Annotated in this window: 14 protein-coding genes and 1 tRNA gene; 1 reads left to right on the top strand and 14 read right to left on the bottom strand. The window is 70.6% G+C overall.

Annotated elements, in window-relative coordinates:
- Positions 1–23: 23 nt before the first annotated feature.
- From AB0D14_RS00475 to AB0D14_RS00450, 6 genes are all read right to left on the bottom strand, one after another.
- Positions 24–824, bottom strand: a complete 801-nt coding sequence (locus tag AB0D14_RS00475) for a S16 family serine protease (RefSeq protein WP_362772490.1) — start codon at positions 822–824, stop codon at positions 24–26.
- Positions 825–1,054: 230 nt separating this feature from the next.
- The gene (locus AB0D14_RS00470) at positions 1,055–1,696 is read right to left on the bottom strand and encodes a helix-turn-helix domain-containing protein (RefSeq protein ID WP_362772487.1); all 642 of its coding nucleotides are present in this window, start codon (positions 1,694–1,696) and stop codon (positions 1,055–1,057) included.
- A 447-nt stretch (positions 1,697–2,143) separates the two neighbouring features.
- Entirely contained in the window at positions 2,144–3,943 is a 1,800-nt protein-coding gene (locus AB0D14_RS00465) for a DEAD/DEAH box helicase (RefSeq protein ID WP_362772484.1), read from the bottom strand.
- 153 nt (positions 3,944–4,096) lie between these two features.
- Positions 4,097–4,465, bottom strand: coding sequence for a type II toxin-antitoxin system death-on-curing family toxin (locus AB0D14_RS00460; protein ID WP_362772482.1), 369 nt, complete (start codon positions 4,463–4,465; stop codon positions 4,097–4,099).
- Entirely contained in the window at positions 4,465–4,662 is a 198-nt protein-coding gene (locus tag AB0D14_RS00455) for a hypothetical protein (protein ID WP_362772479.1), read from the bottom strand. Before AB0D14_RS00455 ends, AB0D14_RS00460 begins: the two co-directional genes overlap by 1 nt.
- 32 nt (positions 4,663–4,694) lie before the next feature.
- Entirely contained in the window at positions 4,695–6,155 is a 1,461-nt protein-coding gene (locus tag AB0D14_RS00450) for an MFS transporter (RefSeq protein WP_362772476.1), read from the bottom strand.
- 207 nt (positions 6,156–6,362) lie between these two features.
- Between AB0D14_RS00450 and AB0D14_RS00445 the strand changes: the two genes are divergently transcribed.
- Positions 6,363–6,434 (top strand) — tRNA-Cys (locus tag AB0D14_RS00445).
- A gap of 173 nt (positions 6,435–6,607) precedes the next feature.
- On the opposite strand, the gene AB0D14_RS00440 is transcribed toward AB0D14_RS00445, so the two are convergent.
- From AB0D14_RS00440 to AB0D14_RS00405, 8 genes are all read right to left on the bottom strand, one after another.
- A complete protein-coding gene (locus tag AB0D14_RS00440; RefSeq protein WP_362772473.1) occupies positions 6,608–7,483 on the bottom strand; it encodes a chromosome condensation regulator in 876 nt (291 codons plus the stop codon).
- Between the two features lie 107 nt (positions 7,484–7,590).
- Positions 7,591–8,769, bottom strand: coding sequence for an SUKH-4 family immunity protein (locus tag AB0D14_RS00435; RefSeq protein WP_362772471.1), 1,179 nt, complete (start codon positions 8,767–8,769; stop codon positions 7,591–7,593).
- A gap of 374 nt (positions 8,770–9,143) precedes the next feature.
- Entirely contained in the window at positions 9,144–11,453 is a 2,310-nt protein-coding gene (locus tag AB0D14_RS00430; protein WP_362772468.1) for a molybdopterin cofactor-binding domain-containing protein, read from the bottom strand.
- Positions 11,450–13,120 carry a 2Fe-2S iron-sulfur cluster-binding protein gene (locus AB0D14_RS00425; RefSeq protein WP_362772465.1) on the bottom strand — a complete coding sequence of 557 codons (1,671 nt, stop codon included), beginning with the start codon at positions 13,118–13,120 and terminating at the stop codon, positions 11,450–11,452. Before AB0D14_RS00425 ends, AB0D14_RS00430 begins: the two co-directional genes overlap by 4 nt.
- A complete protein-coding gene (locus tag AB0D14_RS00420; protein ID WP_362772462.1) occupies positions 13,117–14,010 on the bottom strand; it encodes an FAD binding domain-containing protein in 894 nt (297 codons plus the stop codon). The genes AB0D14_RS00425 and AB0D14_RS00420 overlap by 4 nt, the downstream gene beginning before the upstream one ends.
- 278 nt (positions 14,011–14,288) lie before the next feature.
- The gene (locus AB0D14_RS00415) at positions 14,289–16,136 is read right to left on the bottom strand and encodes a beta-N-acetylhexosaminidase (protein ID WP_362773125.1); all 1,848 of its coding nucleotides are present in this window, start codon (positions 16,134–16,136) and stop codon (positions 14,289–14,291) included.
- Positions 16,137–16,182: 46 nt separating this feature from the next.
- Positions 16,183–17,007, bottom strand: a complete 825-nt coding sequence (locus AB0D14_RS00410) for a carbohydrate ABC transporter permease (protein WP_362772459.1) — start codon at positions 17,005–17,007, stop codon at positions 16,183–16,185.
- A 110-nt stretch (positions 17,008–17,117) separates the two neighbouring features.
- Positions 17,118–18,074: a sugar ABC transporter permease gene (locus AB0D14_RS00405; protein WP_362772456.1), complete on the bottom strand. Its 957-nt coding sequence runs from the start codon at positions 18,072–18,074 to the stop codon at positions 17,118–17,120.
- Positions 18,075–18,140: the final 66 nt, after the last annotated feature.

Raw genomic sequence — 18,140 nt, 5'->3', positions numbered from 1 at the left:
GTGGAGGTGAGAGGGGCGGGGGTCTAGCAGGATGGGACCGAGCCTCGTCCCTTCTCCAGGGCCACCAGGGAACTCACCGCGCCCTTCAGCGTCGTCACCGGGATGAGGCGGAGCCCCTTCGGCAGCTCCGTCTTCGCGTCCGAGCACTCCGCCTTCGGGACCAGGAAGACCGTGGCACCGTCGCGGCGGGCGGCCTGCGTCTTGAGGGCCACTCCCCCGACCGCGCCGACCTTCCCGCCGGTGTCGATCGTTCCCGTACCCGCGATGACCCGGCCGCCCGTGAGGTCGCCGCCGCTGCCGTCGCCGTCCAGCTTGTCGACGATGCCGAGGGAGAAGAGGAGTCCGGCGCTCGGACCGCCCACATCGGCGAGCTTCAGGGTGACCCTGATGTCGTCCGACTGCTCACCCAGGTGGTTCAGAGCCGCCTCCGTGGCGGTGTCCTGGGACTTCTTCATCTCCTCGGTGTTGTACTCCTCGATCTCCTTGACGCTGTCCCCGTTCGGGTAGACCGAGTCGCGCGGCATCACCGCACGGTCCGTACGGAACCAGCCGTCGAGCACATTGCTCAGGCTCACGTCCGCGTCCGGGCCCGTCGCCTCGATGGTCGTCATCCGCAGCTGCCCGCTCGTCTCACGGGCCTTCGCGCCGGAGATCGTGATCACCGGGTCGCCCTTGTTCTCCCCGAGAACGTCCGCTGTCATGCCGGGCTGGGCGAGCGAGAAGGGCAGCGGCACGAACACCGCCGTGGCGAGCAGAGCCACGACGGGGAGGGCGCAGACGGCGACGGCCCGGGGCCGAGAGAGACGCGAGAAACGAGAAAGCACGGGATCAATCTAACGTGAGAGCGATATCCGTCCGAGAGCCCCGGGTACGAGGGCCCCGGGCATCGGCTGCGAGGGCCGCGGGCATCGGTTTTTAGGGGCGCGGGGAACTGCGCGACCAGCCACATCCGACCTGCAGACGTCACACGCCCCTCGCCACGCGTCACGCAGCCACGCAGCCCGCAGCCCGCAAGGCCATGCCGCACTCAGGACCACGCAGCCCCCGGCACGGGTCACCGCAGGGCGTCAGCCACCTCCCGGGCCGCGTCGACAACACGCGGCCCGACCCGCTCCGGCACGGCATCCGCGAGCATGACGACGCCCACGCTGCCCTCCACCCCCGTGACGCCGACCAGCGCCGCCGCCGCCCCGCTCGCGCCGGCCTCCAGCTCGCCGTGCGTGAGGGTGTAGCCGGGTTCGTCCGCGGCGCCGGTCCGTGCGGCGAGGATCGCCTTTCCGGCGGCACCCCGTTCCAGGGGGTGCCGGAACCCGGCGCGGTAGGCCACGTGATAGTCCGTCCACGTCGGCTCGACCACCGCGACGGCGAGCGCCTCCGTGCCGTCGACCAGCGTGAGGTGGGCGGTCGCTCCGATGTCCTCGGCCAGTGAGCGCAGTGCGGGCAGCGCGGCCTCGCGGACCAGCGGATGCACCTGGCGGCCGAGCCGCAGCACGCCGAGCCCGACGCGTGCGCGGCCACCCAGGTCCCGGCGGACGAGGGCGTGCTGCTCCAGGGTGGCGAGCAACCGGTACACGACGGTCCGGTTGACACCGAGTTTGTTGGACAGCTCGGTGACGGTCAGACCGTGGTCGGTGTCGGCGAGCAGCTTGAGGACGCGAAGTCCCCGGTCGAGCGTCTGAGAGGTTTCCGCGGTCACGACGCCCACTCCTTAGTGGTGAGAGTCGGCGGCCCCCCTACGCGGCGGATGCGTCGCCGGTCCCATCGGCGACGCGCGTCAGAGGCCGCCGGTCGGCAGCGTCCCGGGCACTCCCGGGCGGGCACCGGCTGCGCTCCGCGGCGGCGCTGCCACGGGGCGTGTGCGTAGCGGGACAGTAGCGAGCTGGTTCGCTCAGCGGAAGGCTCCGTCCAGAATCCGGTCATGAGCAGGTACGTACCGTTCCTGGTTACCCGGGGTTTGATCCCGCTATGACCCGATGTGGACGGCGCGGGCAACTCGGCGTGCACCATGCCTGCACAGAGCGCGCACGCACGCGAGCGACGCTGCCGTGACGGCACCGTCGCTCACTGTGGATGGCGTTGTGGATGGCATAGGGGGGGGCGTTGCGACTGTCGTTGCCGTTGTCGCTGTCGCTCGTGGTGGATGTCACCGCATGCGGGTGGCCCACTCCTGCACCTTGGCGATGCGCTGGCGCAGTTGCCCGGCGGTCGCCTCCGCGCTCGGCGGGCCGCCGCACACACGGCGCAGCTCGGTGTGGATCACGCCGTGGGGCTTGCCGCTCTGGTGGACGTACGCGCCGACCATGGTGTTGAGCTGCTTCCTGAGCTCCAGCATCTCCTTGTGGGAGACCACGGGGCGGCGCTCGGCGGGCAGTTCCAGCAGATCCGCCTCGTCGTCCGGCTTCTTGCGGCTGTGCGCGATCTGCCGGGCCTGCCGCTTCTGCAGGAGGAGCTGGACCTGGTCGGGTTCGAGGAGCCCCGGGATGCCGAGGTAGTCCTGCTCCTCCTCGCTTCCCGGATGGGCTTGCATGCCGAACTCGGCGCCGTCGTAGAGGACCCGGTCGAAGACGGCCTCGGACTCCAGCGCCTCGAAGGAGAACTGCTCCTGTTCGCCGGTGTCCTCGTCCTGCTCCTTGTTCGCCTCCTCCATCTCCTTCTCGGATTCGGCGTACGGGTCCTCCTCGCTCTCCTTCTTCGGCTTGTCGAGGGCGTGGTCGCGCTCGACCTCCATCTCGTTGGCGAAGGTGAGGAGGTCGGGGACGGTCGGCAGGAAGACGGAGGCGGTCTCGCCGCGCCGCCGGGACCGTACGAAACGGCCGACGGCCTGCGCGAAGAAGAGAGGGGTCGAGATGGTGGTCGCGTACACGCCCACAGCAAGCCGGGGCACGTCGACGCCCTCGGACACCATGCGGACGGCGACCATCCAGCGGTCGTCGCTCGCCGCGAAGTCGTCGATGCGGTTCGAGGCGCCCGTGTCGTCGGAGAGGACCAGGGTGGCCTTGTTTCCGGTGATCTCGCGGATGAGTTTGGCGTAGGCGCGGGCCGAGTCCTGGTCGGAGGCGATGACGAGGGCGCCGGCGTCCGGGATGCCCTTGCGTACCTCGGTCAGCCGCTGGTCGGCGGCGCGCAGCACGCTGGGCATCCACTCGCCGCGCGGGTCGAGGGCCGTGCGCCAGGCCTGGCTGACGGCGTCCTTGGTCATCGGCTCGCCGAGCCGGGCGGCGATCTCGTCCCCCGCCTTCGTACGCCACCGCATGTTGCCGCTGTAGGAGAGGAAGATGACGGGCCGCACGACGTGGTCGGCCAACGCGTTCCCGTAGCCGTAGGTGTAGTCGGCGGAGGAGCGGCGGATCCCGTCGTTGCCCTCCTCGTACGCGACGAAGGGGATGGGGTTGGTGTCGGAGCGGAACGGCGTACCTGTGAGCGCGAGCCGGCGGGTGGCGGGCTCGAAGGCCTCCAGGCACGCCTCGCCCCAGGACTTGGAGTCACCGGCGTGGTGGATCTCGTCGAGGATGACGAGGGTCTTGCGCTGCTCGGCGCGGTTGCGGTGCAGCATGGGCCGCACGCCGACACCGGCGTAGGTCACGGCGACGCCGTGGTACTCCTTGCTGAGCGGGCCCGCGCTGTACTCGGGATCCAGCTTGATCCCTATCTTCGCGGCCGCCTCCGCCCACTGTTTCTTCAGATGCTCGGTCGGCGCGACCACGGTCACCTGCTGCACGACGTGGTGGTGCAGCAGCCACGACGCGAGCGTCAGCGCGAAGGTCGTCTTGCCGGCCCCGGGCGTGGCGACGGCGAGGAAGTCACGCGGCTGCTCCTGGAGATACCGCTCCATCGCCCCCTGCTGCCAGGCACGCAGCTTGTTGGCGGTGCCCCAGGGGGCCCGCCCGGGAAACGCGGGCGACAGGTGGTGCGAGGAGGCGGCACTGGCGGCGGTGGTAGTCACGGTCTCCGTGGGGTGGTCGAGCGGCTCGGCTACGTATGACAACGGCTGCGTATGACAACCGGGCCACCCTACCGGCGGCTCGACCGCGTCAACGCGCGGAAGACGCGGGGTCCCTCCTGGATGGGACTCAGGTCACAGAGAACGCACGTTGCTTCAGCGTGCGAAGCGCGGCAGCTGCGCCGCGATTTTCGGCACGTCCAAGGTGCCCTGGCAGACGTCGAGTACGAATGTCTCTGCCTCGTCCACGTCGAAGTCCGCGTCCAGCGGGTGACCGTTCATGTGCAGGAAGACCCAGGTCGCATACCAGGCGATGCGCTTGTTACCGTCCACGAGGGCGTGGTTGCGGGCGAGCGACTCCATCAGCGCCGCCGCCTTCTCCCAGACGTCCGGATACGCGTCCTGTCCGAACACACTCGACTGCGGCCGGGCCAGCGCCGAGTCCAGGAGCCCGAAGTCGCGGACCTCGTCCGCACCAAGCCGCTTCGCGAGGTTCAGCAACTCGGGCAGCGTGACGTAGTGCATCAGGCGAGCCTCCGGTTCAGCTCGGCACTCGCCTTCAGTACGTGCTCGGCAGCTTCATTGAACAGCCGCGAATGTTCGTTTATGGCCGACATCACGGCGTCGTGAGCGAAGGCCTGCATGCTGCGCCCTTCCGCTGCCGCCCGCTCACGCAGCGCGTCGAGTTCTTCGTCCGTAAACCGCAGATTCAGTCCAGCCATGCATCGATGGTACTATGCGGTACCAGATGGTGTCACTTTGTCTCTGCCCGCAGCCGCGTAGTCACCCACGCCCCCGCCAACGCCACCCCCGCCATCGGCAGGAACACCGCCACGAAGGCAGCCGGGTGGCCGCCTGAGCCGGCGGAGGCTTGGGTGGCCGTGTGGGCGACCGTGCCGCCGCCCAGCGCCGCGAAGGCCGCGCCGCCCGCGGCGAGGAGGATGACGTTGGCGAGGCCGTCGGAGATCTGGAGGGCGGCGGAGTTGTTGCCGGCCTGGCCGGGCGCGGAGAGCTTCAGCAGGAGGACGCTGCTGGAGGAGATCACCAGTCCCATGCCGAAGCAGCCGAACGCCCAGGCCACCGCCACCGTCCACACCGGCACCCCGTCGATCAGCACGCTCGGCGCGGCGGCTATGGAGGCCGCGGTCAGCAGCATGCCCAGCATCATCAGCCGCTCCCGGTACGGCTCCACGCGCGCCCTCGCCTGCACGAAGGATCCCAGCGCCCAGGTGGCCCCGCCCGCCGCCAGCGAGAATCCGGCCAGAGTCGGCGACAGCCCCCGCTCGGTGACCAGCATCAGCGGCACGAACGACTCCGCCGCGATGAAGGATCCGGCCGCCACCCCGCGCAGCAGGACCACGGAGGGCAGCCCGCGCGCCGCCAGGTAGGTCCCTCGCGGCAACAGCCCGAGCACCGCCGGGACGAGCAGCGCCGCTCCCGCCACACCCGGGATGACGGACAGCCACCGCAGGTCCTGGGCGGCGTACTGCAGCAGACCGGCGCCCGCGGAGATGGCGAGGGCCAGCCGGATGCGCCGCCGGTCGAAGGGCGCGGCGAGGGTCCCCTCCTCCGGTCCGGACGCCCGTCGGCGTATCTGCGGCAGAGCGAGCGCGAGCGGCAGGACGACCAGGACAGGTACGCCGATGAAGACCCAGCGCCAGCCGAGGTGTTCGGTCACCGCGCCGGCGGCGAGGGGGCCGACGACGGACGGGACCACCCAGCTCGCCGCGAACGCCGCCATGATCGACGGTCGCAACCGTTCCGGATAGGCCCGTCCCACGACCACGTACAGCGCGACGATCACCAGCCCGCCGCCCAGGCCCTGGACGGCCCGGCCGAGGATGAACAGCCACATGACCCCGGCCGTCCCGGAGAGCAGCAGCCCCGCAGCGAACGCCCCTATTCCGGCGGTGAGCGACCCCAGCGGGCCCGCCCGGTCCGACCACTGCCCGGCCAGCACCATGCCGAACAAGCTCGTGGTGAAGTACCCGGAGAAGGCGAACGCGTACAGCGAGATCCCGTCGAGTTCCCGCGCTGCCACCGGCATTGCCGTCCCGACGGCCGTCGCCTCGAAGGCGATCAGCAGTACGACGGAGACGATCCCGATGCTCAGCGCCCGGTGGGAGCGGCCGAGGACACTGTCCGGGGCGACGGCTTCGACGGGCGCGCTCGGGGTGGCGGCGACGCCGGTGTCGCCCGGTTCCAGGTAGGTCATACTCGCCAGCGTAAGGGGCACGACTGACATTGACCCCTGTCGGAAGATGGTCTTCCCCCGGGACCTTGGTCGTACGACCACCAGCGTCCCCGCCCCTTTTGTGAACGCGGTGTGGCAGTCCCATTGCAGCCCTCGCGAGTCTCTTTGCTCCGCCCTGCCCCGGGGCTACGGTCGATACATCGAGTCTGGAACATCGGACTCAAGTTCGGCCGTGTGCCCGAGTGGCTTAGGGACTCGCCTGCAAAGCGAGGCACGTGGGTTCGATTCCCGCCACGGCCTCAAGTGCCTTGACCAGGCAAAAAAGGGCGGCACCCCGTGCGGGGTGCCGCCCTTTTGGTCGCCCGTCCCAGTTCCCGTCTCAGTCAGCTCTGGAGGAAGCTAAGCGAGATCAGCCAGATCTGCGGCGGTTCCCTCTCAGCAGTCGCCATCTTGGGCGTCGCGGTTTCACCGGCCTACCGATCACGCGGCCCGGAGGCCTGTGAAAGCTGGACTCCGGACCAGGCATCGACTTCGCACTGTCTGTCGGCATTGTTCCCTGTGGTCACGGCTGTGCCGTTGGCGCGCAGGCCAAGGGTGTGCGTCGAACCGGCCGCCACGGCGACGATGTCGCGCCACTCGCCGACTTCGCACTGTCCGTAGCTGTTGTCTCCTGCCGCGAGGAGCCGTCCGGACGCAGTGACCCCGACGGTGTGGTAGCTGCCCGCGCCGAGCGCCACCACGTCTTCCCACTCATCGACCTCGCACGCCCCGGTTGCCCGGTCTCCGGTCGCTACTGCCCGCCCGTCGGCTCTGAGGCCGACGGTGTGGAGATACCCCGCCGAAATGGCGACCAGGTCACGCCACCCTTCAACGGCACACTGCCGTCGCCGGTTGTTCCCCGTGGCCAGCGCAGAACCGTCCGACCGGATGCCGACCGAGTGCCAGTCACCACACGAGAGTACGACCATCTCGCGCCAGGACTGCACGTCACACTGTCCTTCTGAACTCCGGCCAACTGCTAGCACACGGCCATTCGCGAGCAGCCCGAGCGTGCGGCGCCAGCCTGCGGCCACGGCCGTGACGCCTCGCCATCCGGCGACATCACATTGCCCATCGCCATTCCACCCCGCTGCCAGCACCGTACCGTCCGACCGGAGTCCCACCGTATGAGACCTGCCCGTGTTCGTCGCGGTATGGACGTTGCCAGCTGCCACCGCGACGACGTCTTCCCATCGCTCGACACGGCATTCAGCGGCTGCGGTATTGCCCACGGCGAGAACGGTTCCATCCCAGCGCCGTCCGACCGAATGACGCCTTCCGGCCGCCAGCGCCGATGAGTTGGCGGGCATTCCGCCTCCTTGTGCTGGCGCGAGTTCGCGACATGGGATTCCACCTTGTTGCGATTTATGGCTGGAGCAGTGAGCCCTGAGCGGGGCGCCGAGCACATCCTGGGGACTCAGAGCGCGCCGCCCGCCTCGTCCTGGAACATCTCCGTCCAGTAGTGCCACTCGCCCTGTGGGGTGGAGCCCGTGGGGTCGACCGTCGCCAGGGTCTGCGTCATCGTGGTGGCGAGTTGGTCGTAGGCCTCCTCGGTCAGTTCGTGGGACAGGGACTCGTCGATCGTTCTCTCGCGGTGGAGCAGCCACAGGGTGAAGGCCAGTGTGGAGACGTCCGTGTTGAGGGCGTGCAGGGTGGCGTCGGGCTCGTTCCAGTCGAGGATCGCGCCCGTCGCGCCGTCGACGATCAGGCTGTTGTCCTCGACCAGGTGGCCGAGGCGTATCAAGTGGTCGCTGCCAGCGGGGAGCTGGTCGGCTGTGAGCATGTCCGGGCGCTGGTCCTCGTAGTACTCGGCAAGAGTCGGCAGCGGTACGTCCGTGTCCAGGTGGAACAGGAAGCCGTTCTCGGGCAGGCCCGTCTCGCGCAGGAAGCGTCGGGTCGGCTCGTGCGCGAGTGCCGCGGGGAAGTCGACGTCCTCGAAGCGCACCACACGGCCGTGCCCGAACTCCTGGTCCAGCAGGCGGGCGGGCAGGTCGAGGGCCAGCGTCGCGTCGGCGGGCGGGCCCGCCACGAGGGCCATCGGGCGGATCAGCGCGGCCATCTTCCAGAACGGCGGGACCTCGCCGTCGACGCCCTCCTCGAAGAGGGTGAGCAGTTGCTGCGACATCCCGGTGATGGCCTTCGGACCGAACCTGCCCTCGTAGGGTGCGAACTGCCCGCGCCTGGAGGCCATCTCGTCCGTCGCCGTCACGAAGTCCGTGAGCGTTCGGAGGGAGGGCGCGAGCGGAAGGCGGTCCATCAGGTCGGGGCGGTCAGGGAGGAAGCAGGCGGTGGACACCTCGCCCGTCGCTCCGTCGAGCAGGATCGACTCCGCCTCCGTGCCCGCCGGATCCCGCAGCGCGCCGATCACCAACTGGTCGCACAGGTCCGCCGGGAGACGGGCGCCGGCCAAGTCTCCGGTCGAGTCCGCTACCGTCCGCAGCCCGTTCGCGCGCAGTGCCTCGAAGGTCAACAGGCCGCTGTCGGCCGGTAGTCCGGGCCCGGTCAGCCATCGCCGTGTCGGTGCGTGCGTGACGTACGGATCCAGGGCGCTTTCAAGCAGAGTGATCGTCTCGATGCCGGTGTCCGTCGTGCTCATCGTTCCCCCGCGCGTTGTTGTTCGCAGTCCCCCGGCAGGACCGGGCCGGGCGGCATACACACGGAGACATCTGGAAACGTCGCAGATCAGATTGATCGGGATTATCGGTTCACCAGAAAATTGGGCCGCCGCCCAGCGGTCCTCCCCCACTGCCCAGAACACTACTTGGCACCACTGACAACGCCTCGGAATCGCCCCGGAATCGCCGCGGGGCCGCCCTCGGATCGCTGCGGGGGCGCAGCGGGATCACTGCAGGGGCGCTACGGGGTCGCTGCGGTCGTTTGCCGTGAAGCCGGCCTGCGCGTAGGCGTCCGCCGTCGCCGCCGACAGGCGGTACCGCAACCGGAGTTACCCGCGCGAAGGCTCGCGCCTCGTCACTGTGTCGCCGTCACCACGGCCGCTTGGGGCCTTATCGGCAGCCGGTTGACCGGGCGCCCAGTGGCCGCCCGTACCGCGGACGCGACCGCGGCGGGGGACGTGACGACCGGTACCGCGCTGACGGCCTTGGCTCCGAAGGGCGCGACCACGTCGCGCTCCTCGACGAGCTTGACGATGCGGATGTCGGGGGCGTCGAGGGCGGTCGGCAGTGAGTATCCGGTGAGGTCGGGGTGGCGTACCAGCCCGCGCGCGGTGCGCAGGTTCTCGGTGAGGGCGGCGCCGATGCCCTGCGTGACACCGGCCTCGATCCGGGCGGTGAGCTGCGCGGGGTTCAGAATGCGGCCCACGTCCTGGGCGAGCGCCAGTTCGACCACGCGTACCGAGCCGAGTTCGATGTCGACGTCCACCACCGCGCGGATCGCGCAGAAGGCGAGCCCCACGAAGGCGTCGCCCTGGCCGGCGCCGTCCAGCGGCTCGGTGGGGTGCGGGCGGCACTGCGCGGTCGCCCACAGTTCCTTGCCGTCCATCGCCTCGGCGACGGTCGTCGACAGCACGCCGTCGTACGAGGTGATCTTGCCGTCGGTGATCTGGAGCAGTTCGGTGGACATGCCGAACTTGTGCGCCAGCGGCTGCAGCAGCTGCGTACGGACCATCTTGGCGGCCCGCTCGACGGCGCCGCCGGACACCCAGGTGTGGCGGCCCCGGCAGCTGGGTCCGGCGGGAGGCTGGTCGGTGTCCACGGAGGCCACGTGGACCTCTTCGATGCCGAGCGTCTCCTGGACGATCTGCCGGGCCAGCGTGGTGAAGCCCTGTCCGGTCTCCACGGCCGCGCAGAGCACGGTGGCGATGCCGTCGTGGACCTTCACGGTGGCTGTCGAGACCTCGTCCGTGCCCTCGGCGCCGAGCATGTGGACCATGCCCAGGGCGTAGCCGACACCGCGCCGCACGGCGCCGGGTTCGCCGGCGCCCTCGGGGCCGCCGGGGAGCAGCCACTCGTCCTCGGGGGTGTCCTTGGGGAGGGCGGGCAGCGGGAAGTCCTGGACGGCCTGCAGCAGTTCGGCCACGGGAGCCGGGCAGGTGACCGTCTGGCCGGTCGGGAGCACGTCCCCGGTGGCCAGCACGTTGCGCAGGCGCAGTTCGGCCGGGTCGACGCCCAGCTTCTTCGCGAGCTTGTCCATCTGGGCCTCGTAGGCGGCGCACACCTGCATGGCGCCCTCGCCGCGTACGTGCCCGGAGGGCGGGTTGTTGGTGCGCACGGCCCAGCCCTCGATGAAGGCGTTCGGGACGACGTACGGGCCGCAGGCGAAGGAGACGGCGGCGGCGAGGGCCTCCGACGAGGTGTCCGCGTAGGCGCCCGCGTCGAGGAGGATCTGCGCCTCGACCTTGACCAGCTTGCCCTCGGCGTCCGCGTGGTGGCGGTAGCGCAGGAGCGTGGGGTGCCGGTGGACATGCCCGAGGAAGGATTCTTCGCGCGTTGCGGTCAGCTTGACAGGACATCCTGTTTTCAGCGCGAGCAGCCCGAGGGGGAGCTGGAAGCCCTGGTCCTCGCGGTCGGCGGTGGCGCCGGGCACGCCGGTTACGACGACCTTCACGCGCTCCGGTTCCAGGCCGTAGCAGGCGGCGGCCGTGTCCCGGTCGGTGTGCGGGTCGGTGGACGCCACGTAGAGCTCGACCCCGCCGTCGGGGCGGGGCACGGCGAGACCGGCCTCGGCGCCGATCGGGGCCGGGTCCTGGCGGCCGATGCGGTACAGGCCCTCGACGACGATGTCACCCGCCGCGTCCGGGTCTCCGTGGCGCAGCGGGATGTGGCGGATGAGGTTGCCGTCGGGGTGCAGGGGTTCGGCCTCGAAGGCCTGCTCCGGGTCGGTCACCGGGTCGAGGATCTCGTACTCGACGATGACGGCGGCGGCGGCCATGCGCGCGGTGTCGGGGTGGTCCGCGGCGACGGCCGCGATGGCCTCGCCGTGGTGGCGTACGACCTCGGAGGCGAACACCGGGCGGTCGGCCCTGCCGCGGCCGAGCAAGGAGACTCCGGGCACGTCCTCGTGTGTGATGACGGCTCGTACGCCGGGCATCTCGCTCGCGTGGGTGGTGTCGACGGACACGATGCGCGCGTGCGGGTGCGGCGATCTCAGGACGGCTGCCCAGAGGAGGCCCTCGGCCCACAGGTCCGCCGCGTACGGGAAGGTGCCCTCCGTCTTGGCGCGGGCCTCCGCGGACGGCAGGGACACGCCGAGGCCGTGCGGCGGCGGCTCCGGAGCGGCACCGGGCTCCGCGGTGGTCGCGATGGCGGTGTCGTTGCTCACGCCTGGCCTCCGTCCTGGCCGTACGGCTGCTCGTGGGGCTGGTGGTGGGGCTGGTGGTGCTGGTGGGGTTCGAACGCGGACGGGTTGACGCCACCGGCGCCGGGGCCCGCCTGGTGCGGGATCCGGGCCGCCTCGTCGCCGTCGGCGCTCTCCGCGGCGGCGTGGGCCCCGCGCTCGGTCACGACGTCACGTACGGCGTCCAGGACGCCCCGGTAGCCGGAGCAGCGGCACAGGTTGCCGCACAGCGCCTGGCGGGTCTCCAGGTCGGTCGGCGCCGGATTGCCCTCAAGGAGGTCGTGCACGGTCATCGCCATGCCGGGGACGCAGAAGCCGCACTGGACGGCACCGCACTTGGCGAGCGCCCGCTGGACGTCCGAGGGCTGTCCGTCGGCGGCGAGCCCCTCGACGGTGCGCACCTCGCTCCCGGCGGCGGTCACGGCGGGCACCAGGCAGGAAGCCACCAGCCGTCCGTCCACCTGCACGTTGCAGGCTCCGCACTCGCCCTGCGAGCAGCCGTCCTTGGCGCCGGCGAGGCCGAGCCGCTCGCGCAGGACGTACAGCAGGGATTCGCCGATCCAGGCGTCGGTCACGGGCCGCTCGACGCCGTTCACCTTCAGGGCGTACGAGGCCAGGGGGTGATCGTTGTGCGCGGAGACGCCCGTGGAGTCGTCGGTCGCGGACTCCTCGGCGGCTGCGTCGGCGTCGGTGTGCGCGGTGTGCCCGGCGTCCGCGTGCTCCTCACGGGGCTCCTCGGGAGCGGCCGCCTCCGACGGCTCGGCGGTGCGTTCGTCCGCGAACTCCTGCTGGTGGTGATCGTGACGGGCCGCGGCCCCCGCCGGGTCCTCGCGCCCTGTGTCATGCCCGGTGTCATGTCCCGTGTCGCGCCCGGTGTCGCGTTCCACGGAGACGGCGATCTCGTCGGCGTGCTCTCCGGAGACGTCGATGATCTCGGCGGCGCCGTGCTCGGCGGGAGCATGGCCGACGGAAGCGTGGCCGAGGGCGCCGGGCTCGTCGTGGGGTGCGGCCCCGTCGACGGGCGAGGGCCGGTCCTCGGCGGGCTGCTGGGCCCATGGCTCGCTGGCCCAGGGCGCGGCCGCCCCGCCCGGCAGCGTGGCGGGCGGGTTCCCGCCCCACTGCTCGACCAGGGACGACGTGGTGAACTCACCGGACTCGTCGGGCAGGTCTCCGTCGGCGACCGGAATGGACCACTGCCCGGTCACGTCGTGTCCGGGCTCGCCCTGGCCGTCCTGTGGGGACTCGCCGCCCTGACCGCCTTGTGAGGACTGGTCCAAGTGCCACTGGCCGGTGGCCCCGGGGTTGTACTCGAAGGAGTCCTGGGCGGGCTGCCGGTGCTCCTCGGGCAGGGCGTTCGGGTCGGGCCACCGCACGGCTCCGGGCCGGCCTGAGTCGGCCTGCTCGGGCGGTACGGCCCAGGAGTCGGCGGACGCCGGGTCGGTTCCCGCGCCCGCACCGGGCGCGACCGTTATCGGCGGCGGTACGTAGCCGTGGCCGGGCGCGGCGAGCGGTGAGTCCGCGAGGAGGGCGTCGATGCCCCCTTCGGGGAGCTTGACGAAGGCGGTGGCGCCGTCGTCGTAGTCACCCTGGGGCAGCGGGTCCCAGCGGCTGCCTGCCTGGGGTGTGCCCTCTCCGTGCTGGTCGTCGGTCACGAAAGTGCCCTCCCCAGTGCTCGTCGGGCCAGCGCGGCGACGGTGCGCCGCAGGTGCAGTACGGCGGGTGGCAGCTGCGGTACGGAACCGTCCTCTTCGGGGGCCGGATCGGGGATGCAGGCCGCGGCGACGTACTCCCCGAAGGCGGCCAGCGCCTCGGGCACGATCGCGCGGTTGTTGTCCCAGTCGATCAGTGAGGCCACCCACTGCTCGGCGTCCAGGGGCCTGAGCGGCATCGGCGCTATGGCTCCCACGGCGCACCGCACCCCGCGCCGGGCGGGGTCGAGGACGAGCGACACGGACGCGATGGCACGCCCGGGGCCGGTCCGTCCGGTCGCCTTCAGGAAGACCTGCGGCGCGTGCAGCAGCGGCACGCGCACGTACCCGATGAGTTCGCCGCCGCGGAGCATCTCCACGCCGGCGAGCAGGTGCGAGACGGGGATCTCCCGGCGGACGCCGCCCGGGCCCGCGACGATGAGGGTCGCCTCCAGCGCGGCCAGCACCGGAAGCGCGTCCCCGGTGGGGGACGCCGAGGCGATGTTGCCGCCCAGGGTGCCCGCGTTGCGGATCTGGGGCGGTCCGGCGGCTCTGGCGGCGGCCGCGAGGGCGGGGATGAGCGCGGCGAAGTCTGGGCGCCCCATGCGGGCGTGGGTGAGGCCCGCGCCGAGGAGCGCGTGGCCGTCCTGGTACTGCCAGCCGCGGATCTCGCTGATCCGGCCGAGGCCGACGAGTGCGGCGGGCCTCAGCTGCCCGGAGTTGACGGCGGCCATGAGATCGGTGCCGCCGGCCACGGGAACGGCCGCGGGCATGGCTGCCAGCGCCGCCACGGCCTCGTCCAGCGAGGCGGGCAGCGTCACGGCCTGCGCCGCCTGCGGTGCTTGCGTGGTCAAACCGGCTACCCCTTCCCGCTGCCCCACCTGGTCCCACCTGTGTTGCCGTACGGTACGTGCTGACAGGGCGGACTTGGCAACTCTGGCACATGTTCCCCGTTCCTCGACGCGGGGGTCCGCTAGGAGGCATTCCTACCCGCCATCAGCGGATGGTCCGTTTTCGCACTACATCGCCCGTCGGCTCGAATTGACACTTTTCGGTGCCACTTGAGCGCCTTTCTCCTCAGAGGCCACCGTCCCAGGGCAACCGCGTCGCACGACACCCCCCGGGGGCCACCTCACACGTTCGGGGGCGATCCCTCGATCGGACGTCCGAGCACTCCCGGGCGACGCTGCCACGGCAACGGCCCGGTGGGCGGCCGGTAGGCGACTCCCAGGGCGTCAAGTCGCGCGTAGTGGGCGGTCATCCGCCGCTCGAAGTCCGCGAAGTCGCGTTCCGCGGGTGCGGGCAGGGCGCTCCAGGCGACCTCGGCGAAGGCCACGAGCCGCGGGAAGGCCTGGTAGTCCACACGGGCCCGGTCCTCCATCACCTCGGTCCACAGGTTGGCCTGGGTACCCAGGACGTGCCGCGCCTGATCCGGGGTCAACTCCGGCGGTACGGGCTCGAAGCGGTAGACGTCCTCCAGGGTGCGTACGAAGCCGATGGGTACCGGCTCGTCCGGGCCGTCGGCCTGCCGGTGGTCCAAGTACACCTGCTGCTCGGGGCACATGACGACGTCGTGGCCCGCCCGCGCGGCCGTGATGCCGCCCTGGTAGCCGCGCCACGAGGAGACGGCGGCGCCCGGGGCGAGGCCGATTTTTGTCGTCTCGCCTCCAGGCGCTCTGATCCCCTGTCGACACTCCTCGTCGAGCGGTCGCTTCGCTCCCTCCTCCTCGTCGCTTTCGGCAGGGGCGCGCCCTTCGGCTCGACTCCCGCCCTCCAGGATCTCGTCCCAGCCGATCAGCCGGCGCCCTCGCGCGCTCAGCCAGCCGTCGAAGTGGCGGATGAACCAGGACTGCAGTTCGTCCTCGTCGGCGAGGCCCAGTTCCGCGATGCGCGCCTGTGCGGCGGGGGACGCCTTCCACTGGTCCTTGGCGCACTCGTCGCCGCCTACGTGGATGAACTCCGAGGGGAACAGGCCGAGGAGTTCCTCGAAGACGTTCTCGTAGAAGCGAAGGGCGTTGTCAGTGGGGGCGAGTACGTTTTTGGAGACGCCCCAGGTGTCCCAGACGGAGAGGGAGGTCGTGTCGATGACATCGGTGTTGCCGAGTTCCGGATATGCGGCGATGGCGGCCTGCGAGTGCCCCGGGATGTCGATTTCGGGGACGACGGCGATATGCCGCTCGGCGGCGTACGCGACGATCTCGCGGATGTCGTCCTGGGTGTAGAAGCCCCCGTGCGGCTTCTCCTCCCAGTGCGGTGAGGCGCGGTGGCCGAATTTGGTGCGCGCCCGCCATGATCCGGTCTCCGTGAGCCTCGGATACCGCTTGATCTCGATACGCCAGCCCTGGTCGTCCGTGAGGTGGAAGTGGAAGACGTTCAGCTTGTGCGCGGCCATCAGGTCGAGATGGCGCAGGACGCCGTCCTTCGGCATGAAGTGCCGCGAGACGTCGAGCATGCAACCGCGCCAGCCGAAGCGCGGGGCGTCCTCGATGACGTGGTGCGGGACGACGTGGGTGACGCCGGGTCGGACGGGAGCGCGCCGGAAGGCTTGCGGGCCGATCAACTGACGCAGTGTCTGGGCGCCCCAGAACACTCCGGCGGGGCCCCCGCCCCGGATCTCGATGCCCCGTTCGGCGTCGGCCTCAAGTACGTATGCCTCCGGTTCCAGCGACTCGTCGATACGCAACCGCACGGTGTTCGCAGCGGCCTTGGCTGCCTGGGCGGCCCGGGCGCTTTCGGGGTCCGTGGTGTTCGTCGTGTCCGTGCTGTCCGTGGTGTTCTCCGCGCGCTCCGCATTCGCGTCGCCCGGTGGCAGGGAAAGTCCCAGGGCGGCTCCGAGGGTGAGGCGCAGCCAGCGTTCGGTGGTGTCCGTACCGGGTCCCGCCCACAGGGCGGTACCCGCGTCGAGCGGGACGCCCGGGCGCTCGGACTCCCGCACGGAGCGGGGCACCGGGATCACACCGGGCGAGGGCGGGTTCTTCATGGTCTTACCGTTCGCCGTCTCGTCGTTGGGCGTCGCGTCGTTCACGTCAGTCCTTCACCGCGCCGCCCAGTCCGGAGACCAGGCGCCGCTGTACGAGTACGAAGAAGATCAGCACGGGAATCGTCATCACCGTGGACCCGGCCATCACGCCGCCCCAGTCCGGCTCGTCGGGCTTGTAGAAGACGAGCAGGGCCATCGGCAGCGTCGACTGCGAGGTGTCGCTGATGATGAAGGACTTGGCGAACAGGAAGTCGTTCCACGCGGAGATGAAGGAGAACACGCTGGTGGCGACGAGCCCCGGAAAGACCAGTGGGAAAAGGATCTGCCACAGGAATCGCGTCCGGCTCGCCCCGTCGATGTAGGCGGCCTCCTCCAGCGCCTCGGGAACGGCCTTCACGAAGCCTCGCAGCATCCAGATCGCGAAGGGCAGCGAGAAGGCTATGTGCGGCAGGATCAGCGAGCCCAGGGTGTTGAGCTGACCGAAGTCCCGCATCTGGAAGAAGAGGGGGATCGTCAGCGCCTCGATGGGCACCATCTGCGCGACCAGGAACATGATCAGCAGGGTGGTTCGGAAGCGGAAGCGGAATCGTGTCACGGCGGTCGCCGCGAGAAACGCGATGAGCGCCGAGACGGCGACCACGGTGACCGCCACGACAAGACTGTTGAGGAAGTAACGGCCGAATTCCTGCTGCCCGAAGACACGCCGGAAGGAATCCAGGGTCGGGGACAGCGTCCAGGGCCGCGGCCGGGTCGACTCGATCTCCCCGGCCGGCTTGAAGGCGCTGAGCACCATCCAGTAGAGGGGGAATGCGACCACCGCCGCGACCAACAGTGCCGAGACCTCCGCGGCCAGCCGCCACGGCCGCCGCACGGAACGGCGTACGAGATTTCGTACAAATCCCGGGGATTGAGCGGGCCTTACGGAAGTCGGGGTTCCGGGCGAACTCGTCGCTGTCCCGGAATGCCCGGACGTCACGGAACTCACAGCTCTTCCCCCTGCCTTCGCAGCAGCCTCAGATATACGAGCGTGACCGCCAGCAGAATCAGCAGCATCACCACTCCGATCGCCGACCCGAGGCTGTACTGGGAGGACGCGAAGGCCTTTTGGTAGGCGTACACGTTCAGGACGAGGTTCTGGCCCGCGATGCCGCCGCCGTTCGTCATGACGTAGATCTGCGTGAAGACCTTGAAGTCCCAGATGACCGACTGGATGGTGACGACCACGAGGATCGGGCGGAGCATCGGCGCCAGCACCGAACGCCAGATCCGCCACTGGGAGGCGCCGTCCAGGGACGCGGCCTCCAGCACCTCGGAGGGCACGGCGCGGATACCGGCGTACACCGTGACCATCACGAACGGGAAGGAGCACCAGACCACTTCGAGCAGGACGAGGGCGAAGGCGCTGTACCGGTCGTACGTCCACGAGTGGTCGCCGAGCCCCAGGACCCGGTTGACCGGCCCGAAGTCCGGGTCGAACAGGAGCAGCCACACCGTCGACCCGGTGACCGCGGGTGTCGCCCAGGCGCCGAGCGCGGCCAGCATCAGGGCGAGCCGCGGCACGGCACGGACACGTGTCAGGAGGACGGCGAGCGCGCAGCCGACCGCCAGGGTCGACACGACACACGCCGCCGCGAACACCACGGTGGCCAGCAGCACCTGCCAGAACTGTTCGTCCCCGAAGAGCGTCGCGTAGTTCCCGAAACCCTGGAAGGTCGTCGGCTCCCCGCCGCTGACCTGGGCCTGCGTGTACTCCAGGAAGGAGATCAGCCCGAGCTGGTAGACGGGGTAGACGAGCAGCCCGCCGATGACCACGAGAGCGGGGGCGAGATAGAGCCAGGGCGTCCAGCCGCCGCGGGCGAGCGGAGACCTGCGCCCCGCCGCCACGCCGCGGCCGGGCCGGGGCGCCTTACGGGCGGCCCCGCCCTGCGTGCTCTTCACGGGTCCGGCTTCGGCCGCCCGCGGGACCACGGCCGAGGAGGCCGACTTTGGGACGGCCCCTGGGCC

Origin of the sequence: Streptomyces sp. NPDC048484, from assembly GCF_040651415.1 — a bacterium.
In the GTDB taxonomy this organism is placed as follows: Bacteria; Actinomycetota; Actinomycetes; order Streptomycetales; family Streptomycetaceae; genus Streptomyces.
The sequence above is the reverse complement of the archived record's forward strand: the minus strand, read 5'-3'. Positions and strand labels throughout refer to the sequence as shown.

Bases quoted from the DNA above. Each gene is read 5' to 3' on its own strand.
- AB0D14_RS00440 (WP_362772473.1), bottom strand. From the start codon at position 7,483: ATGCCCGCCAACTCATCGGCGCTGGCGGCCGGAAGGCGTCATTCGGTC.
- AB0D14_RS00455 (WP_362772479.1), bottom strand. From the start codon at position 4,662: ATGGCTGGACTGAATCTGCGGTTTACGGACGAAGAACTCGACGCGCTG.
- AB0D14_RS00450 (WP_362772476.1), bottom strand. From the start codon at position 6,155: ATGACCTACCTGGAACCGGGCGACACCGGCGTCGCCGCCACCCCGAGC.
- AB0D14_RS00435 (WP_362772471.1), bottom strand. From the start codon at position 8,769: ATGAGCACGACGGACACCGGCATCGAGACGATCACTCTGCTTGAAAGC.
- AB0D14_RS00460 (WP_362772482.1), bottom strand. From the start codon at position 4,465: ATGCACTACGTCACGCTGCCCGAGTTGCTGAACCTCGCGAAGCGGCTT.
- AB0D14_RS00415 (WP_362773125.1), bottom strand. From the start codon at position 16,136: ATGAAGAACCCGCCCTCGCCCGGTGTGATCCCGGTGCCCCGCTCCGTG.